We start from the raw sequence: 19,633 nt of genomic DNA, 5'->3' as shown, positions 1-19,633 counted from the left end.
TCTCTGGCACCGGACGCACCGGTGCAGTTTAATGTCTCTTGCGAGTTCGTTAATATTTTATCAAATGTGCGGAGAAATGCAAGGGGTTTTCCGAAAGTTTGTTAAACGATTAACAATATACCCAACATCTGCACAACACACACACATAAGAAAACGGAACTTAATCGTTTGCCAGGCCCATCAGTTCCTCATGGAAGATGCGCTCGTCCATGAGCTTGATCGAGCCGTCCGGCTGGTAAGCGATCTTGGGCACGAATTCCATCTGATCGAGGATCTGGGTCTGCAGATCGATGCCCGGTGCGATCTCGATGAGGGTGACGCCTTCCGGACGCAGCTCGAAGACCGCGCGCTCGGTGATGTACAGAACCGGCTGATGCACTTCGTTTGCGTAATCGCCGGAGAAGGTGATGTGCTCCACCTTGTTGACGAACTTCTTCTTGCCGCCTTCCTGCGTGATGACGAGCTTGCCGTCCTTGCAGGCGGTCTTGAGGCCCTTGGCCGTGAAGGTGCCGCAGTAAACGACCTTCTTGGCGTTCTGGGTGATGTCGATGAATCCGCCCGCGCCGGCCAGACGGGTGCCGAACTTGGAAACGTTCAGGTCGCCGTTGGGAGCGGTTTCGGCCAGACCGAGGAATGCAACATCCAGGCCGCCGCCCTGATAGAAGTCAAACTGCACGTTGTGCGGGATGATGCACATTGCGTTGGCAGCCGCGCCGAACTGAGTGCCGCCATAGGGGACACCGGCGATCGAGCCAGCCTCGACGGTCAGGGTCATCTTGTCCGAGATGCCTTCTTCCGCCGCGACGTTAGCAATCTTCTCCGGTGCGCCGGTGCCGAGGTTGACGATCGCGTCCTGCGGCAGCTCCATAGCAGCGCGGCGGGCGATGATCTTCTTGGCGTCCATCGGGATGGGCGGGATTGCGTCCACCGGGATGCGGAATTCGCCGGTCAGTGCGCCGTCATACGGCATGCCGAGGCACTGCATGTTCTCTTCGTCCGAACCGATGACGACCGAGTCAACATAGATGCCCGGGATCGCAACCAGTTTCGGGTCGAGCGAGCCGCCCTGTACGATCTTTTCGACCTGTACGATGACCTTGCCGCCCGAGTTCTTGCACGCCTGCGCCATTGCGGTGACGTCCAGCGGGCCGATTTCTCTATGTACGGTGCAGTTGCCGTATTCGTCGCAGTAGGATGCGCGCAGGAACACGACGTTGATCGGGAAGCCCTTGTACAGCAGGCGTTCCTTGCCTTCGATGTTGACGATCTTGACCAGATCCTCGGTGGTCTTTTCGTTGAGCTTGCCGCCGCCGTTGCGCGGGTCAACGAAGGTCTTCAGGCCGACATGGGTGATCGTGCCGATGTTGTGCGCGGCGATATCGCGGTACATGTGCGAAATAACGCCCTGCGGCAGGTTGTAGGCTTCGATCTTGTTGTTCAGGGCCAGCTCGCCGAGCTTGGGCGCACGGTCCCAGTGGCCGCCGATGACGCGCTTGACCATGCCTTCATGGCCATAGTGGTCGCCGCCGGTGCCATCTCGGTGGCCCTGGCCGGCTGCAAAGAACAGGGTCAGGTCCTTGGGGTGGCCGGTTTCAAGGAAGCGCTTTTCCAGTGCCTTGGACAGGGTTTCCGGGCAGGCACAGCTTACAAAACCGCCGGTGGCGATGGTGTCGCCATCCTGAACCTTGAGCGCGGCTTCCTCTGCCGAGATAATGCTTACTTTCTTCATGTTCTATCATCCTCCTCTGAATAACGGACGCTTTTCGCGGCCGTTCAATCTACGCGAGTTGCCGGATCGTCCGGATGGCTTCCTCGATACCGTCCGCAGAGTCGATGATGACGCGATGGTCGGCGTCGATCTCCTCATACAGATAGGGGCAGCCGGTGCAGCCGCGGATGATCAGCAGTACGTCGTAATGGACGCCATCCTCCGGGAGGGAAAACCCGGCGACGTCCGCAAGGGAGGTGCGCACGGTTTGATAGGCTTCACCGCGTTCATAGCGCGGATTACAGCCGCCGCAGAATTTGACAGTGCAGCGCAGCATGGTGCGTTGAGCCTCCTTTGGCTTGGTGGAATTGCAAACATAGGCACTCACGGTGCTCCATGAGTGCCTATGGGATGCTCAGAGATTACTGGATACGAGCAATCTTCTTCGCCAGTGCCTTCTTCATTTCAAGGTTGGACTGACGGGCAATCATGATGCGCTGAGCCTGGGGCGAACCTGCGCCGTGCATGGACTCCGGCAGATAGCCGACAGCAGCAGTGCCCATCGTCATATTCTCGATCAAACGCAGTACGCGCATGCGGTCCTCGGTCGGCACGGAAGCGACGCCCTTGAGGTACTTCTCGATGTAGGGCTTGAGGGCCGGGTTGCGGTAGTCTGCCTCGGAGGGCTGGGTGACCATCAGGCCGCCGGCCAGATCCTGTGCCAGACGAGCGATCTCATACGGGAAGCGGGTGACGTTCTGCTTGCAGACGTTGGCGAGCAGCAGGTCGATCAGATAGTTGCCGCTCTTGGTCTTGGTGCCCTGGGAAGAGCACGCGATGCCGCAGCAGTACAGCGTCTCGTTCAGGTGGGTCATTTCGATCAGCTTATCCTTGACGTGGGAAGCCTTGGAGCAGCCCGCCATGTCGGTAGCCAGTGCGGTCGCGCCGATCAGCACATCGCCTACGCCGACCTTGCAGCCGCCGTAGCTCTGGCGATGGTAGCCCGCGAAGCGCTCTACGATCATGCCGGCAAACTTGACTTCACCGTTGAGGAAGATGCGGTCGTTCGGAACGAACACATGGTCGAAGATAACCAGAACTTCATGGCCGCCGTAAACCTTGTTGCCGACGTCGATGTCGTTGTACTCCTCGGTCTTGCGGGTGTCGCAGGACTGACGGCCGTAGATCAGGGTGATGCCTTCGGAGTCGGTCGGGATCGCAAAGGAGATTGCGTAGTCCTCGTCGCCTTCACGCATGGAGATGGTCGGCATAACCAGCACTTCGTGGCTGTTTACAAAGCCGGTCTGGTGTGCCTTTGCGCCGGTGACGTATACGCCGTCTGCGGTGCGCTCTACAACGTGCAGGAACAGGTCGGGATCGGCCTGCTTGGAGGGAGCCAGAGAACGGTCGCCCTTGACGTCGGTCATTGCGCCGTCAACCGCGAGGTCCTCGTCCTGTACGCGGGTGAGGAACTTGACGAAGTTTTCATGATACTTGGTGCCGCAGGCCTCGTCGATCTCATAGGTAGAGGAGTATACGGCGTTCATGGCGTCCATACCGACGCAGCGCTGGAAGCAGGCAGCGGTCTTCTGGCCGAGCAGGCGCTGCATCTTGACCTTCTTGATCAGGTCGTCGGTAGACTGATGCATATGGGTGAAACGGTTGACCTTCTTGCCGGTGATGTGGCTGGTTGCGGTCATCAGATCTTCGTACTGGGGATCTTCAGCCAGCTCATAGGTAGCGGCAAAGGAGTTGAGCGAGGGGCGGATGATCGGGTTATCTACCGGATTCTCCACCTTTTCACCGAACATATACAGGTTGAGCTTGAGCTTGCGCAGGGACTCAATGTACTGGTCTTTGGTCATCATAGCGATCAAGTATCCTTTCTCTTTTCAAACTTTCTGAGGAATTTGCCGGCAGACGGCAAAATAACCTTTTAAGAAAAAACAGGGCGGGGAACGCGGGGTTCCCCGCCCTGTTCAGGCGAAACGCTTACAGAAATCAGAAGCACTCGCGGTATACGCGCTCGCTCAGTTCGATGCTCCACGGACGGTAGGAGTTGGTGATCAGACGCTGCTGGTTCGCCTCTACCGAGATCGGGAAGCTCTTGATGTCCTCTTCCTTGAAGCCGTATTCATGCAGCGGCTTGAGCGGGAGAACCTTCTCGAGGGTTACGTTCAGGGTGCGCAGGGCGTCGTCCTTGGTGCAGCCCAGGCAGCGGGCAACGAGTTCCTTGTACTTGCCCAGCTCGCCGTTCGGCTCGTACTCGTCGTACAGCTCAAGGATCTTGCCGAACAGAGCATAGTTGGATTCGCCGTGCGGGACATGGTAGGTGCCGCCGAGCGGGAAGGACATGCCGTGTACGGTTGCGCAGCCAGCCTTCAGGAACGCAATGCCGGCAAACAGGGAAGCGGTAACGAACTCGCCCAGGTAATCCATGCGAGCGTCCGGGCCTTCCAGCGCGATGCGGCGGAAGCCTTCCAGGATCATCTCAGCAGCCTTGACCGAGTACATCTCAGAGGTAACGGTCTTGCGGTGCGGGGACAGGAAAGACTCGGTTGCGTGGATCAGAGCGTCGATCGCGGAAGCAGCGAACGGCTTGTAGGGCAGGGTCTTGAGCAGATCCGGAACCAGGCAAACCTTGTTCGGGATGATGTCGTCGGAAACCAGGCCGAGCTTGGTCTCGCCGCCGGTCAGCTTGCCGTCCTTCTCGTCCTTGACGATGGCAACCGAGATGTTGGTAACCTCGGAACCGGTGCCGCAAGTGGTCGGGATTGCGATAACTTCCTTCTCATGTACAACGGGCTCGCGCTTGAAGTACAGTTCATGTACAGAAGACGGGCGCTTGCAGCCGAGCAGCTTGCAAAGGTCCATGATGGCGCCGCCGCCAACAGCGATAACGCGGTCATAGGAATCATACGGAATGGCTTCGTACATGGTTTCGATCATAGCCTCGGAAGGCTCGCCTGCACCAAACTTCTCCTGGAAAACAAAGTTGCTCTTCAGGCCAAGCTCTTCCATGAAGGGCTTGTAAATGAATTCGTTGGTCAGGACGACATCGCGCTCGCCCAGCTTGAACTCAGCAGCAAAGTCGCTGAAGTTTGCAAACTTGTAAATAGTCGGGGCGATGATGATCTCTCTCTTGTCCTGCATCAGGGAGGCGCTGAAAGCATCCATAGCCATAGTTGATACATCTCCATTCTTAAAATTTATAAAAGGCCGTGCGGGCTTTTACATCTTTGGCAGGGCAGATTTGTCCTGTGCCTTTATTGTAGCAAATTCATGCCACAACTTCAACACAAACAAACAAAAAAATCATCAAAAAATAACCAAGTGTTCCTGTACAAAAAGACAATAAAAAATCCCGCATTTTTTAATACGGGATTATTTTATCGTATTTAAGAGGGTTTGTAAATGGGAACTTGGTGGAAAGTGCTGAAAAGTTTTTACAGCACCTGACTTTCTTTAGTTGTTTTGTGAAAAACGGCTCAAAAAGGCCTTTGTTCGTTCGTTTTGTGTATTCTCAAACAACTCGGTCGGCGTGCCTTGCTCCACGATCACGCCGCCGTCCATGAACAGGACGTGGTCGGCAACGTCGCGGGCGAAGGCCATTTCGTGCGTGACGATGATCATCGTGGTGTGCTGGTCGGCCAGCGAGCGGATGACCTTGAGCACCTCGCCGGTCAGCTCGGGGTCGAGTGCAGAGGTCGGTTCGTCAAAGCACAGGATGTCCGGATGCAGGGCAAGCGCACGCGCGATCGCCACGCGCTGCTGCTGGCCGCCGGAAAGCTGGTGCGGATAGTGGCTCATGCGGCCTTCCAGGCTCATCTGCGTGAGCAGTTCGATTGCATGGCGTTCGATTTCCTCTTGGATTTCGCGCTTGTTCTGCTTATAGTCCGGCCGCTCCTTGGCGAGCAGCAGGCTTGCCAGCATGACGTTTTCCAGCGCGGTGTACTGCGGGAACAGGTTGAACGACTGGAATACCATGCCGAAGTGCAGGCGGCGCTTGCGGATTTCCTCGTCGCTCTTGGAGGCGTGGTCCTCTGCGTCGAACAGGGTTTCGCCGTTGACGACGATGCGGCCCGCATTCGGAGTTTCCAGAAAGTTCAGGCAGCGCAGCAGGGTGGTTTTACCCGAACCAGACGAGCCAATGATGGCCAGCGCTTTGCCGCGCTCGAGCGAAAAGCTGATGTCGTTCAGCACCTTGGTGGAGCCGAAGCTCTTGTTGATATGTTGTACTTCCAGAATGGGCATTTCGGCACCTCCTTAGCGGAAATAGTCCAGTTTGCGTTCCAGCCAGCCGAAGAACAGGGTGAGCAAACCGTTAAAGATCAGATAGTATACACCGGTGAAAAACAGCGGCCAAACCAGACCGGAATAGCCGTGAGAACCCTTCAGGAAGGCATAGCCGGCCCAGATGATTTCCTGCAGGGAGATGATGCGGGCAAGCGAAGTGTCCTTGACCAGCGTGATAATTTCGTTGGACATCGGCGGCACAATGCGCTTGATCATCTGCAGCAGGGTAACCTTGAAGAAGATTTGGCTTTTGGTCATGCCGAGGACCTGGCCGGCTTCCTGCTGGCCGATCGGGACGCTCTGGATACCGCCGCGGTAGATTTCGGAAAAATAGCAGGAGTAGTTGATGATGAAGGCGATGGCGGAAGCCATGAAGCGGCCGCTTTCGCCGCCCGGCCAGGGGCTGCCGTTGGGCAGGACATAACCGGGGATGTAAAAGATGATGAGCAGCTGCAGCATCAGCGGCGTGCCGCGGATGACCCAGACGACCAGCCGGGTCAGCGCGCGCAGGGGCGTGAAGCGGCTCATTGAACCGAATGAAATGATCAGGCCCAGCGGCAGTGCACCGACCAGCGTGATGATAAATAGGCGGAGCGTCTGCAAAAAGCCCTCATTCAGTGCGCCCAGTACGGTGGGGAATTGTGTAAAGAACTGTTCCATGAAATTCTCCAGTCAAAGCAAGATAGTAATGACAGCACAAAAACAGAGAGCGATAGAACGCCCTCTGTTTTTAAGCTCTGTTGCAACTAGAATCGATTACTGCTCGATGATGGCAGCCTGTACGCCGTAGGTTTCGGCGATCTTCATCATCGTGCCGTCATCATAGCTGGTCTTGAAGAAATCGTTGAGTTTCTCCACCAGATCCGAGCCCTTGCGGAAGCCAACGCCGTATTCCTCGCTGTTGAGGCCGACGGTGTAGGTCAGGTCGGCATAGCTGGTGCCTTCGCCGACCATGGCAGCTGCCATCAGGGAATCGATCACAGCGGCATCCGACGTGCCGGAAGCAACTTCCATCAGAGCGGTGGCCTGATCGGCAACTTCGGTGTAGTTTGCGCCGAGCGCCTGTACCTGCTCCATGCCGGCAGAACCGGACTCAACCGCAAAGGACAAGCCCTTTACGCTGTCAACGTCCTGATACTGGTCGGCAACATCCTTGGGGACGATAACGACCTGCGCGTTGTTGCAGTATGCGTTGGTGCAGTCCATCGCGCTGGTGACCTCATCGGTCAGCGTCATGCCGTTCCAGACCACGTCGATGGTCTTGCCGTCCAGCTCCATGACCTTGTTGTCCCAGTCGATAACCTGGAACTCCGCTTCAACGCCCAGGCTTTCGGCAAACGCCTTGGCCATGTCCGCATCAAAGCCGATCCATTCGCCGTCGGCATTCTGATAGTCCATCGGCTCAAATTCCGTGATGCCGACGACCAGCGTGCCCTTATCCTGTACATAGGCCAGATCACTGGTGGTTTCCGCGCTGGTGTCGCCGGTGTCATCCGTGGTGGTTGTGCTTTCGGTATTGCCGCCGCCGCAGCCGGTCAGCAGGGAAGCACTCATTGCGCCGGCAAGCAGCAGCGCCAGAAGCTTTTTGGTTTTCATAAAGGACCCTCCTAAATTCACTTTAATATAGTGTGCCGTGAAAGTCATTTACCATTGTACCACTTTATTTCAGAAAATCAAGGAAAAGTTTTGGGATGGTCATGGGAATGTTTTGGCGTAATACAAACCCCTGCTTGACCTGTATTTGCGAATATAGTATAATAGATTGAGATTGTTAAAGAATAGACAATACGGAGGTTGTGGCAAAATGGATTACACAGCACTTTATCAGAGTAAACTGACGACCGCGGATGAAGCCGTCAAGGTCGTTAAGTCGGGTGATTGGGTAGATTACGGCTGGTGCGTCGGCACGCCGGACGCACTCGATCAGGCGATGGCAAAGCGCCTGCCCGAGCTGACGGACGTCAATTTCCGCGGCGGCGTTTTGATGCGCGTACCGGAGATTTATAAGATTGAGGACCCTGCAGCGCATATGACATGGAACTCCTGGCACATGTCGGGCGTGGAGCGCAAGTTCGTCGCGACCGGTGCAGGTTTCTATGCGCCGATCCGCTATTCCGAGCTGCCGCGCTACTATCGTGAGAGCATCGGCCATCTGGATGTTGCCATGCTGCAGGTAGCGCCCATGGACAGCCACGGCTTTTTCAGCTTTGGCCCGCAGGCGTCGCATCTGCGCGCGGTCTGCGACGTAGCGGATAAGATTATCGTTGAAGTCAATGAAAACATGCCGCGCTGTCTGGGCGGCATGGAGGATTGCATCCATGTTTCCGAGGTGGATATGATCGTCGAAGGCAATAACGCTCCGATGCCGGAGATGGGCTCTGCCCCCGCAACCGACGTGGATCGCAAGGTGGCCGAGCTGATCGTGCCCGAGATCCCGAACGGCGCGTGCCTGCAGCTGGGTATCGGCGGCATGCCGAACACCATCGGCGCGATGATCGCGGAGTCCGACCTGAAGGATCTGGGCGTACACACCGAAATGTACGTCGACGCCTTTGTGGACATCGCCAAGGCCGGCAAGATCACGGGCCGCAACAAGAACATCGACCGCGGCCGTCAGGCCTATGCGTTCGCCGCCGGCACCAAGAAGCTGTACGACTATCTGGACAACAACCCGGAGTGTGCATCCATGCCGGTCGATTACACCAACGATGTGCATGTAATCGCGGGTATTGACAACTTTATTTCGATCAACAACGCGGTGGATATCGATCTGTACGGTCAGGTTAACGCCGAGTCCGCCGGCACCAAGCAGATCTCGGGCACGGGCGGCCAGCTGGATTTTGTCATGGGCGCGTACCTGTCCAAGGGCGGCAAGAGCTTCATCTGCCTGTCCTCGACCTTTAAGCAGAAGGACGGCACCGTGGCGTCTCGTATCCGTCCGACGCTGGCAAACGGCTCGACCGTGACCGATCCGCGCACGACCACCCATTATGTGGTCACCGAGTACGGCATGGTCAACCTCAAGGGCAAGTCCGCATGGCAGCGTGCCGAAGACTTGATTTCGATCGCGCACCCGGACTTCCGCGAGCAGCTGATCGCTGATGCGGAAAAGATGCACATCTGGAAGCGTTCCAACAAGCGCTGAGTGTCGTTTTCTCAAACAGCAGAGCGGCCGCCCTTTCGGGCGGCCGCTTTTTGCCCAGCCATCTGGCATTGTTAAAAATACAAAAACTGACGCTTTTTGAAATGCCACTGCTGCATTATAATGGGGAACATGAAAGCAAGCAAAACGAAAGAAGGCGTTCCGATATGGCAACCAATAGAACCAAAACCATCATCACAGCCGCGCTGCTGGCGGCCTTGACCACCGTCGCCACCATGGTCATCCGCATCCCCACGCCGACTCTGGGGTATATCCACTTGGGCGACGGCATGGTGCTCGTCTGCGGCATTCTGCTCGGGCCGGGCTTGGGTGCGGTTGCCGCGGGCATCGGTTCGATGCTGGCCGACTTGTTCGGCGGCTATATGGCGTGGGTGCCGGGAACGTTCGCCATCAAGGCGCTGACCGCGCTGGTCGGCGGCTGGCTGTATCATCATATGGTAAAGCGGGAAAAAATGTCCACGCCGCTGCGCGTGGCGCTGTGCGGCATTCCGGCCGAGGTTGTCATGGTTGCGGGGTATTTTGTGTATGAAGTCGGCATGGAATTGCTCGCGGGCAGCGCATTGGGCGCTGCGTCTGCCGCAGTGCTGGCCGGTGTTCCGTTCAATGCAGTGCAGGGCCTGGCAGGCGTGATCGTGTGCGCGGTGCTGCTGCCGGTGCTCAGCCACGCCAGCGCGGAAATGGGGCAGCGTATCCGCACCTAACTTCAGAAGAATCGAAAAAACGAGCCGTTCAAAGCGGCTCGTTTTTTTGTTTGGGTCAGGCGAGAGCAACGTATTGCTGCGGATCGACTTTTTCGTCTCCGACATGGATCTCAAAATGCAGGTGCGGGCCGGTGGAGTTGCCGGTGTTGCCGGAAAGCGCGATCTTGTCGCCTTTGGCGACAATGTCGCCGACCGAAACCAGCAGCTCGGAGTTGTGGCCATACAGCGTCTTGTAGCCGTTCTGATGATCGAGGATGATATAATTGCCGTAGCCGTTGCCTGAGTCTTCGGCCACGATCACCTTGCCGTTGTCCGCGGCGTAGACCGGCGTGCCCTCATCGACCGCCAGATCGACGCCGCTGTGCAGCTTGCCCCAGCGCCATTTGAAGCCCGAGGTGAAGGTGTAGCTGCTGAGCGGCACCATAAACTCACCCGTGCCGATGCCGACATTGCGCGTGCCGACCTCGATGATCTCGTCGGTAGCGTTGCTCAGTACGGTGCGTTCCACAATCGTGCGCCCGTGCTCCTGTCCGTCCACGGTCTGGATCTCGGCGGTCACGACCGCTTCGCCTTCACTGCCCTCCTGAATGGTGGCGCAGTAGGTCTGGTCGAGTTCGTCGTTTTCCCGGGTGATGGTCTCGTAGGGGATGGACTCGGTGTAGGTCACCGCGCGGGTGGACGTCACGTCCAGCTGCGGGGACAGCTGCGCATAAAGTGTGGACAGGTCGGATACCAGATCGGTCTCCGCCACGACTTCGTCCACGCGCACGGTTTGCAGAAAGTCCGTGTTTTCGTCGGCCGCCGTGGTGTATTGGGCTTTGACGCGGTCAAGCAGCGCCTGGGCGTCCTCCGCCGTGCGGCAGACGCCAGCCTGTTCGCCGTTGACCGAGATGACCGCCAGGGTGTCAAGCTCGCCGCTGGCCTCGATTAGGTCGCTTTTGAGCTCGTCTTCGGTCAGGAACTGGGATTCGGATGCGCGCAGCGTGCTGGTTTCGATCGAAACGGGCAGGGTATACGCTCCGTCCGACAGGGTGGAAGCGCTCTGCTCGATTTCCGAAACCGCGGCGGACAGCGTGTCCGGATTTTCCACCAGACCGAGCGGGCGGTCGTTGGCATAAACCATGGTGCCGGTTTGGGTCAGCAGCGCGCCGGGCACAAAGAACAGCGGCACGAATACGGCAAACGCGCAGACGGTGCGCCGCTGTCCGGCAGCGCGCACGGCGCGGCCGAGCGCGGGCCACAGCGGCAGGTCATAGACCAGACCGATCAGGCGGTCCAGCAGCAGTATGGCGCGGACCAGCCCGTACAGCAGGCCGGAAAACAGGCCGAAAAGAAAAGATAACAGGTTTCGCATGACGGTAGTATGGAGAAAAAGCCTTCTCCATATTCCCTCCTTTCGCAATCCAAAGGTTACAGTTTGGTAACAAAGGATAGCTTACGCAACAAGGAGGGCGAAGTCATGCGAAACCTGTCGTTAGATTTCAAAAGTTTATAATTTTTTCACGCTGCCGGTAAAATCTGTGGGGAAAAAGCGCGGATCGAGCGGTTTTTGCTGATAATACCGGTCGAGTACGGCGCGCTGCAGCGAGACGGCGAGCGGCACGGCTGCGTCGAACAGATCGCAGAAGGACTCCGTGCGTTCCTCGCCGTTGGCGGTCCAGGGACGGTGTTCCTGATTGGCGCAGTCGGCGGCGAGCGGCTCTTCCGGACGCATGAGCGCGGAGGCCAGTCCGGTCTTGCCCATCAGGCGTTCCAGATGCAGCAGGCGGCCGCGGATATGGCTGCCGCTGTGCACCAGATGCAGAACGCGGCGCATATCGTGCAGCGAACGGTAGACCGCAGCAGGCGAAATGCGCATGCCGTAGGCGTCGCGCGCCGCGCGCGAGAGGACGCGCGCGAGCACCGTGCATTCCGCGGCGTTCGGGTCGAGCAGGCGGAAGGCTTCGTAGCCTGCGGGTTCGGCTGCGATATAACCCGCGATCATGATACCGTCGATGTCGCTTTCGACCAGCTTCCGGCGGGCTTCGGTCGAGTATCCGGGCACATAGAGCGCGAGCCGGTCGGCCTGCGCCTCAATGAACGACCATGTCACACGGCTGAGCGCATAATGCGTGCAGAAGCCGAAGACGTAGGCGAGCGCTGCGGTGTTGTGTTCCTGCACGGCGGCTTCGCAAAGCGCTTCAAACAGCGGCGCGGGCGCTTCGGTATAGATTCGATGGGACAGGCGGCGCACCGGGCCGGGAAAGGGCGCGTGATAATAGGCAAGCGGGTCGGGACCCTGCGCGCCCCAGCGGTAGGCGGCGGGGCAGGCGTCCGCAATATGCGCCACGGAATCCCCGGTGACGCGCTGCACAGTGGCGGCAAAAATGTGATGGGTGGCAAAAGACGGCATAACGGTTCCCCTTCCACAGACGGCTTTTCAGGCAATACCGCGGTATGCCTGTACAAAACGTTATCCATAGTATACCGCAAACGATTGCAAAATGCCAGCAAAAGCGGTATACTATTTTTATGTCAAAAATGGGAGTATCTTTCCCGGAAAACGTGGAGGAATGTCAATCATGAAACTCGGCATCGTCGGACTTCCGAACGTAGGCAAGTCCACTTTGTTTAATGCGATCACGCAGGCCGGCGCGGAAAGCGCGAACTATCCTTTCTGCACCATCGACCCAAACGTGGGCATGGTTGCCGTGCCGGATGAGCGCCTGCAGCCGCTGACCGACCTGTACCATGCGAAAAAGACTACGCCTGCGGTGGTGGAATTTGTCGATATCGCGGGTCTGGTGCGCGGCGCAAGCAAGGGCGAGGGCCTGGGCAATAAATTCCTGTCCCACATCCGCGAGGTAGACGCGATCGTGCATGTGGTGCGCTGCTTTGAAAACGAGAACATCGTGCATGTGGAAGGCTCGGTCGATCCCGCGCGCGATATCGAAACGATCAACCTTGAGCTGATCCTGGCGGATATCGAGCATTTGGAGCGCCGTCTGGAGCGCACGCGCAAGGCGGCCAAGGCGGACAAGAAGCTGCTGCTGGATGTGGATATTCTGGAAAAGCTCAAGGCGCATCTGGAGGACGGCAAGACCGCCCGCACGTTCGAGGGCTTTGCCGACGACGAGGATGTGCAGCGTGTGATCGGCGAAAGCGACCTGCTTTCCGCGAAAAAGGTGATTTACGCCGCCAACATGGACGAGGCGGGCTTTACCGGCGACAAGACCGAGAACGAACGTCTGGCAGCGGTGCAGAAGATCGCGGACGAGGAAGGCGCGATGGTGCTGCCGATCTGCGCCAAGCTGGAAGAGGATATCGCGGGCATGGAGCCGGAGGAGAAGGAGATGTTCCTGTCCGAGCTTGGTCTGCACGAATCCGGTCTGGATCGTCTGATCAAGGTGTGCTATGATCTGCTCGGCCTGATGAGCTATCTGACCGCGGGCGAGCAGGAAGTGCGCGCATGGACGATCGCCAAGGGCACCAAGGCGCCTCAGGCGGCCGGCAAGATCCATTCGGACTTTGAGCGCGGCTTCATCCGGGCCGAGGTCATTCAGTATAAGGACCTGATCGAACTGGGTTCGCTTGCCGCGGCCCGTGAAAAGGGTCTGGTCCGCTCGGAGGGCAAGGACTATGTTATGCAGGACGGGGACGTTGTCCTGTTCCGTTTCAATGTTTGATCAAAATACCTGGGAAAAGTGAAAGGAAAGCACCGCTTTTGCGGTGCTTTCTGTTGTTTGCAGGGCAAAATGGGCATGCTGTTATTTTACCGAATTGTTATTGCTTCTCCCACTATTGCAGTATATAATAGGTACGGCGAATCCTGTCGAATGACAATGGATATGCTGATTTTTGATTTTTCAGCCAATTGTATGATGTTTTGCGCATCTGCATATATAAGTAGCGGAAAAGAGGCAGATCAAGTTGGGTATCCGGGCAAACAAACGAAAGGAAGGAACGCATGTGGCCAAACACACCGCGCGCGCAGCGGCTCCCCAGACCGGAAAAAAGAAAAAACATGTCCCGCTGGCGGTCAAGATCCTTGTCGGACTGCTGGCAGCGCTGCTGATCGCCCTGTGCGGCTTCACTTACCTTTATCCCAATATTTTTCCCGGCGTCACGGTCGGCTCGATTCCGGTCGGTTCGATGAGCCGCAGCGCTGCGGCAGATACGATCGGGGACAAGAGCAAGCCGCTCTATCAGGATGCGAAGCTGTCGCTGACCATTTATGAAACGACATATGATATCCCGGTGCGGGATGTGCTGGAAAGTGTGGACGAGGAGCAGTCGGTGGAGAATGCTTACGCAGTCGGCCGCACGGGCAACCCGTTTGTCCGCATGTGGGATGTGATCAAAGCCGCCCTCGGCAAAAATGAGGCGCAGATCGCCGCGCAGGTCGATGACGACGGCCTGACCAAGGCGCTGGAAGAGATCGTTTCCGAAGCGCTGACCGAGCCGGTCGAACCGTCGTGGGAGATCGGCACGGACACCATGACGATCCACGCGGGCAAGCCGGGCGTCCAGTTTGACACGGACGCGGTGCGCTCGCTGCTCGAAGAAAAGATCCGGCTGATGGATTTTGCGCCGTATGAGGTTTCGACTGAGCTGACCGATGCGCCGGCCATCGACATCGACAAGATCGCCGAAGAGGTGATCGGCGACCCGGTCAACGCGACGGTCAGCAAGGAAGACGGCAAGACCATCATCCCGGACGAGATCGGCGTGCAGTTTGATGTGGAAGAGGCCAGAAGCATCATCGGGGACGGTTCGAAAGAGAGTTACAGCATCCCGATCACCACGACGCAGGCCAAGGTGACGGCGGAGGATCTGAAGACCAAGCTGTTCAAGGATACGCTCGCGCAGACCTCCACCTCGCTGGACGAAAGTAATACGGCGCGCACCAATAACGTCCGTCTCGCGGCGGCTGCCATCAACGGCACCATCCTCAACCCCGGCGATGAGTTTTCCTATAACGGCGTGGTCGGCGAGCGCACCGAGGCGCGCGGATACAAGCCCGCGGGCGCGTATTCGGGCGGTCAGGTCATTGAGGAATTCGGCGGCGGCGTGTGCCAGCCTTCCTCGACCCTGTATATGGCGGTGCTGCGCGCCGATCTGGAAGTGACCGAGCGGCACAACCACTCCTTCACCGTGGCCTATACGCCGCTGGGCGAGGACGCGACCGTGGACTACGGCACGCTGGATTTCCGGTTTAAGAACAATACGGATTATCCGGTCAAGATTCTGGCGGAGCAGACGGGCGGCAAGATGATCATGACGATCATCGGCACCAAGACCAGCGATAAAACCGTGAAAACCCGCACGGAAGTGCTGGAAACCTATACGCCGCAGACCATCGAGAAAAAGGACGATACCATGATGGTGGGGCAGACCCGTGTGGATACCACGCCGATCACCGGCTATTCCACCCGCACCTATAAGGTGATTACGGAAAACGGCAAAACGACCGAGGTGCTGGCCAACAGCTCCACTTATGTCAAACGCGATAAAGTGGTATATGTCGGCACCAAGCAGCCGGCTTCCTCCAAGACCACGACTTCGACCACCACGCAGTCCGCAGCCGGCCAGACAACGACGGCGGCCACGGACGAAAATTCATAATACCGACAAGGCTCCCGACAGGAGGATGACAAATGAGACAACTGTTCACCGCGCAGACGCGCAAGGAGATCAAGCGGACCTGCAAAGAGCGGGTCATGGACAATTTGGGCCGCTGCATCGGCATTCAGTTTCTGTACAGCCTGCCGTTTGTGCTGCTCGCGCTGATGCTGTATTGGGTGATGTTCGGCAGGGTGTTTTCCATGATAATGTCGGGCAATGCTGATTCTTATCGCCTGGCGATGACGTTGTCGTCGGGCATGAACTCGGTCTGGCTGGTGCTGTTCCTGATGCTGGTCATCGGCGGCCCGCTGTCCCTGGGGTTGATGCGGTTCTATGTCGGCTTGCAGCGCGGCGAAGAGCCGGGCGTGGGCACGCTGCTGACGCCGTTCACCTCGCTTCGTTCGATCTGGGCGGGCATCAAGATGGAGTTTTGTCTGGCATTCCGCAGCTTTCTGTGGATGATCGGGCCGATCATCGTGTATTCGGTGCTGGTGTCTGTCGTGGTGTTCAGCGCCGCCATGCGCGGCAGCACAGAGGTACAGGTGCCGGTGGTAATCCTGTATGTGCTGTTCGTCATTGCGCTCATTCCGATCGAGATCAAGGTGATGACCTATTCCGCCGGCTGGGTTCTGCTGAGCGACGATGAAACGCGCAGCGTGTGGGAAGCAACACGCGAAGCGTCCGTTGCGTTCAAGGGGCAGTTCGGCAAGCTGTTTGTCTTTGTGTTCAGCTTTATCGGTTGGTACATCCTGCTGTTTGGCGTGACATATCTGTGCATCGGCCTGGGTGTGGCCGGATTGCTCGTCGTCAAAGGCGGTATCGGCATTGCCGTTCTGGTCGCGACCAGCATTGCGGCAATCTGCGTGCTGATCGTGCTGGGGGCGTTCTTGAACGCTTATGAGATGACGTCCTTTTTCGGGGTATATGAATACCTGTCCGCGCCTCCGGCAGAGCCGCAGGATACGCCGTTTGACCATTCCTGGTCCGGACAGGATGGCGATGGCGGCGCGCCTCTGTAATACTTTGTTTGCGATCCAAACGGCGGGTTTTCCCGCCGTTTTGCGCGCTTGACAGCGTTGGAGGGCAATGCTATAATGAAACCGTTATATCGGCAACACGGCGATGAAGAGGAAAGTACGCGGCGAGGTACGGCCAAGCGAGTCCCGGACGGTGCGAGCGGGACGCGGAGGGCGCAGCGGAAAATGGCCTCGGAGCACCGCACCGACCGGCGGCAGGTCCGCCATAGGCTGCGGCGGGGGATTCCCGTTATCGGATCGGGGGTATGGCAGTACCCGCTAAGGCGCGCCGCCGCGAGGGACGCGTGAAGCAAGGTGGTAACACGGAAGCGGTTCGCTCTCGTCCTTGGATGGATTCCATTCGGGGAGGAGGGCTTTTTTATTTCTTTGTGCCAATGCGTATGAAATCGGACGAAATTCCGCAAACCTATGGATAAAGGAGAAGAAAAAGATGGACAAGAAACCCTATTATATCTCGACGGCCATTGCCTACACCTCGGCAAAGCCGCACATCGGCAACACCTATGAGATCGTGCTGGCCGATGCCATCGCGCGCTATAAGCGCATGACCGGCTATGATGTTTACTTCCAGACCGGCACGGACGAGCATGGCCAGAAGATTCAGGAAAAGGCAGAGGCCGCCGGCATCACTCCGCAGGAGCATGTGGACAAGGTTGCAGGCGAGGTTAAAGCGATCTGGGATCTGATGAACACCACCTACGACAAGTTTGTGCGCACGACCGACCCGATGCACGAGAAAAAGGTGCAGAAGATCTTCAAAAAGCTGTACGACCAGGGCGATATTTACAAGGGCAGCTACAAGGGCAAGTACTGCAAGCCCTGCGAGTCCTTCTGGACCGAGAGCCAGCTCAAAGACGGCTGCTGCCCGGACTGCGGCCGCCCGGTTGAGGACGCGGAGGAGGAAGCGTACTTCTTCCGCATGAGCAAGTACGCCGACCGCCTGATGAAGCACATCGAGGAGCACCCCGAGTTCATCCAGCCCGAGAGCCGCAAGAACGAAATGATCAACAACTTCTTGAAGCCCGGCCTGCAGGACCTGTGCGTGTCGCGCACCTCGTTCTCGTGGGGCATTCCGGTTGACTTTGATCCCGGCCATGTCGTTTACGTCTGGCTGGATGCGCTGACCAACTATATCACCTTCTGCGGTTACGATCCGGACGGCAACCACGACGAGCACTACAAGCGCTTCTGGCCGGCGGATGTACACCTGATCGGCAAGGACATCATCCGCTTCCACACGATCTACTGGCCGATCTTCCTGATGGCGCTCGGCGAGCCGCTGCCCAAGCAGGTATTCGGCCATCCGTGGCTGCTTGTGGGCGAGGGCAAGATGAGCAAGTCGCTCGGCAACGTGATCTATGCGGACGATCTGGTGCGCCTGTTCGGCGTGGACGCGGTGCGTTACTATGTGCTGCATGAGATGCCGTTTGCCAACGACGGCGTAATCTCTTATGAGCTGATCTGCGAGCGCATCAACTCCGAACTGGCAAATGTACTGGGCAACCTGGTCAACCGTACGATCGCGATGACCAAGAAGTATTTCGGCGGCATTGTGCCCGCCCCGGCGGACACCGAGCCGGTGGACGACGAGCTCAAGGCTGTTGCGCTTGGCCTGCCGGCCGCAGTCGAAAAGCGCATGTCCGACCTGCACGTTGCGGACGCGATCGACGAAGTGTTCACGCTGCTGCGCCGCTCGAACAAGTATATCGACGAGACCATGCCGTGGGCGCTGGCCAAGGACGAGGCCAAGAAGGGCCGCTTGGGCACCGTGCTGTATAATCTGCTGGAGTCCATCCGCTTTGCGGCAACCATGCTGCGTCCGTACCTGCCCGACACTGCGGACAGGATCTTTGCGCAGCTGGGCACCGAGGACAAGGGCATCGAGAGCCTTGCTTCCTTTGACGGCATGACCCCGGGCGCACCGGTGGGCGAGGCGTCCATCCTGTTCGAGCGCATCGATATCCCGAAGAAGCTGGCCGAGATCGAGGAGGAAAAGAAGGCAAAACAGCAGGCGGAAAAGCCGGCCGTCACCTTCCTGCCCGATATTCCGTTTGACGACTTCTGCAAGGTCGATATGACCGTGTGCAAGGTGCTCGCGTGCGAGAACGTCAAGAAGAGCGAAAAGCTGCTGAAATTCCAGCTGGACGATGGCTCGGGCACGCCGCGCCAAATCCTTTCGGGCATTGCGAAGTACTACAAGGCGGAAGACCTTGTCGGCAAGACGGTCGTCGCCGTCACCAACCTGCCGCCGCGCAAGATGATGGGGCAGGAGTCGTGCGGCATGCTGCTGTCCGCCGAAAAGGACGGCAAGCTCAATCTCATCATGCTGGATGACAAGATTGAAGCCGGCTCGAAGCTGTGCTAAAATGAAAGAGCGAAGGGGGCTGCGGTCTGACGCAGCCCCTTTTTGGGATAAGGAGGGCGCGGCTATGATGCAGTACAAGTATGTTCCGGTCAAGTTCGGTCATTCCAACAGCAGCGCGCGGCACCGCGGCATTATTGACGAGCAGGCGGCGGACGGCTGGCGGTATGTCGGCTGGGTTCCGCTGACCAAAACGGTGTTCGGCATGGATATCAAAACCGCCGATCTGGTGTTTGAAAAACCGGTCGAGGATGAAAAATAAATCTTAAGGCGCGACATCTGCGCCGGAAATGAGGAAAACAAATGCGGGCACTGATTCAGCGTGTGTCGCATGCGTCGGTCACGATCGACGGCGCGGTGCACGGACAGATCGGGCAGGGCTTTCTCGTCCTGCTCGGCATTACGGATGGAGATACGGTGGACGACGCGGTTTATCTGGCGGATAAAACGGTCAAACTGCGGGTGTTCACGGATGAAAACGATAAGATGAACCGGTCGCTGTCGGATGTCGGCGGCGGCATCCTGATCGTATCGCAGTTTACGCTGTACGGCGACTGCAAAAAAGGCAACCGCCCGAGCTTCACTGCGGCGGCGCGGCCGGAGACCGCCATCCCGCTGTACGAAGCGTTTATCGCGCGCTGCCGCGAGAGCGGCCTGCCGGTGGAGACCGGCGAGTTCGGCGCGGATATGAAGGTCGATCTGCTCAACGACGGGCCGGTCACATTGTGGATGGACACCGCCCAGATGCGGTGACGGAAAGGA

The 19,633-nt window shown here is 57.9% G+C and carries 17 protein-coding genes; 8 read left to right on the top strand and 9 right to left on the bottom strand.

The features are described from left to right. Positions 1 to 160: 160 nt before the first annotated feature. The 7 genes from EJL02_RS10625 to EJL02_RS10595 form a co-directional block, all read right to left on the bottom strand. Complete coding sequence (locus EJL02_RS10625; protein WP_125116390.1) at positions 161 to 1,729, bottom strand: acyl CoA:acetate/3-ketoacid CoA transferase; 1,569 nt, start codon at positions 1,727 to 1,729, stop codon at positions 161 to 163. 49 nt (positions 1,730 to 1,778) lie between these two features. Beyond that, positions 1,779 to 2,045: a hypothetical protein gene (locus EJL02_RS10620; protein WP_125116389.1), complete on the bottom strand. Its 267-nt coding sequence runs from the start codon at positions 2,043 to 2,045 to the stop codon at positions 1,779 to 1,781. A gap of 85 nt (positions 2,046 to 2,130) precedes the next feature. Then, on the bottom strand, positions 2,131 to 3,576 hold the full coding sequence (locus EJL02_RS10615) for a 4-hydroxyphenylacetate 3-hydroxylase family protein (protein ID WP_442858013.1): 1,446 nt from the start codon (positions 3,574 to 3,576) through the stop codon (positions 2,131 to 2,133). 133 nt (positions 3,577 to 3,709) lie between these two features. After that, positions 3,710 to 4,891 (bottom strand): 4-hydroxybutyrate dehydrogenase, encoded by a 1,182-nt coding sequence (locus EJL02_RS10610; protein WP_243114458.1) that lies wholly within the window; start codon positions 4,889 to 4,891, stop codon positions 3,710 to 3,712. A 282-nt stretch (positions 4,892 to 5,173) separates the two neighbouring features. After that, a complete protein-coding gene (locus EJL02_RS10605) occupies positions 5,174 to 5,962 on the bottom strand; it encodes an amino acid ABC transporter ATP-binding protein (protein WP_125116388.1) in 789 nt (262 codons plus the stop codon). A 12-nt stretch (positions 5,963 to 5,974) separates the two neighbouring features. After that, on the bottom strand, positions 5,975 to 6,664 hold the full coding sequence (locus tag EJL02_RS10600; protein WP_125116387.1) for an amino acid ABC transporter permease: 690 nt from the start codon (positions 6,662 to 6,664) through the stop codon (positions 5,975 to 5,977). 96 nt (positions 6,665 to 6,760) lie between these two features. Further along, positions 6,761 to 7,600, bottom strand: a complete 840-nt coding sequence (locus EJL02_RS10595) for a transporter substrate-binding domain-containing protein (RefSeq protein WP_125116386.1) — start codon at positions 7,598 to 7,600, stop codon at positions 6,761 to 6,763. 208 nt (positions 7,601 to 7,808) lie between these two features. Here EJL02_RS10595 and EJL02_RS10590 point away from each other — a divergent pair, with 208 nt between their 5' ends. Both EJL02_RS10590 and EJL02_RS10585 read left to right on the top strand, forming a co-directional pair. Continuing rightward, positions 7,809 to 9,149 carry a butyryl-CoA:acetate CoA-transferase gene (locus EJL02_RS10590; protein WP_125116385.1) on the top strand — a complete coding sequence of 447 codons (1,341 nt, stop codon included), beginning with the start codon at positions 7,809 to 7,811 and terminating at the stop codon, positions 9,147 to 9,149. Between the two features lie 164 nt (positions 9,150 to 9,313). Then, entirely contained in the window at positions 9,314 to 9,868 is a 555-nt protein-coding gene (locus tag EJL02_RS10585; RefSeq protein ID WP_125116384.1) for an ECF transporter S component, read from the top strand. A 55-nt stretch (positions 9,869 to 9,923) separates the two neighbouring features. Here the strand turns inward: EJL02_RS10585 and EJL02_RS10580 are convergent, their stop codons facing one another. Next, positions 9,924 to 11,222 carry a M23 family metallopeptidase gene (locus EJL02_RS10580; protein WP_125116383.1) on the bottom strand — a complete coding sequence of 433 codons (1,299 nt, stop codon included), beginning with the start codon at positions 11,220 to 11,222 and terminating at the stop codon, positions 9,924 to 9,926. A 135-nt stretch (positions 11,223 to 11,357) separates the two neighbouring features. Continuing rightward, positions 11,358 to 12,260 (bottom strand): hypothetical protein, encoded by a 903-nt coding sequence (locus EJL02_RS10575; protein WP_125116382.1) that lies wholly within the window; start codon positions 12,258 to 12,260, stop codon positions 11,358 to 11,360. Positions 12,261 to 12,429: 169 nt separating this feature from the next. On the opposite strand from EJL02_RS10575, the gene ychF reads away from it, so the two are divergent. The 6 genes from ychF to dtd all read left to right on the top strand — a co-directional run bounded on the left by ychF (position 12,430) and on the right by dtd (position 19,624). Next, positions 12,430 to 13,533, top strand: coding sequence for a redox-regulated ATPase YchF (gene ychF, locus EJL02_RS10570; RefSeq protein WP_206426967.1), 1,104 nt, complete (start codon positions 12,430 to 12,432; stop codon positions 13,531 to 13,533). 283 nt (positions 13,534 to 13,816) lie between these two features. Next, complete coding sequence (locus EJL02_RS10565; protein WP_125116380.1) at positions 13,817 to 15,472, top strand: VanW family protein; 1,656 nt, start codon at positions 13,817 to 13,819, stop codon at positions 15,470 to 15,472. 32 nt (positions 15,473 to 15,504) lie between these two features. Further along, positions 15,505 to 16,491, top strand: a complete 987-nt coding sequence (locus tag EJL02_RS10560) for a DUF975 family protein (RefSeq protein ID WP_125116379.1) — start codon at positions 15,505 to 15,507, stop codon at positions 16,489 to 16,491. Between the two features lie 430 nt (positions 16,492 to 16,921). Next, positions 16,922 to 18,874 (top strand): methionine--tRNA ligase, encoded by a 1,953-nt coding sequence (gene metG / locus EJL02_RS10555; protein ID WP_279221213.1) that lies wholly within the window; start codon positions 16,922 to 16,924, stop codon positions 18,872 to 18,874. Positions 18,875 to 18,938: 64 nt separating this feature from the next. Further along, positions 18,939 to 19,133 (top strand): DUF4177 domain-containing protein, encoded by a 195-nt coding sequence (locus EJL02_RS10550; RefSeq protein WP_125116377.1) that lies wholly within the window; start codon positions 18,939 to 18,941, stop codon positions 19,131 to 19,133. A gap of 41 nt (positions 19,134 to 19,174) precedes the next feature. Continuing rightward, positions 19,175 to 19,624: a D-aminoacyl-tRNA deacylase gene (dtd, locus tag EJL02_RS10545; protein WP_125116376.1), complete on the top strand. Its 450-nt coding sequence runs from the start codon at positions 19,175 to 19,177 to the stop codon at positions 19,622 to 19,624. The last annotated feature ends 9 nt before the right edge of the window (positions 19,625 to 19,633 follow it).

Origin of the sequence: Agathobaculum sp. Marseille-P7918 (assembly GCF_900625105.1) — a bacterium.
Classification (GTDB): domain Bacteria; phylum Bacillota; class Clostridia; order Oscillospirales; family Butyricicoccaceae; genus Agathobaculum.
This window is presented reverse-complemented; position numbering and strand designations above follow the sequence as displayed.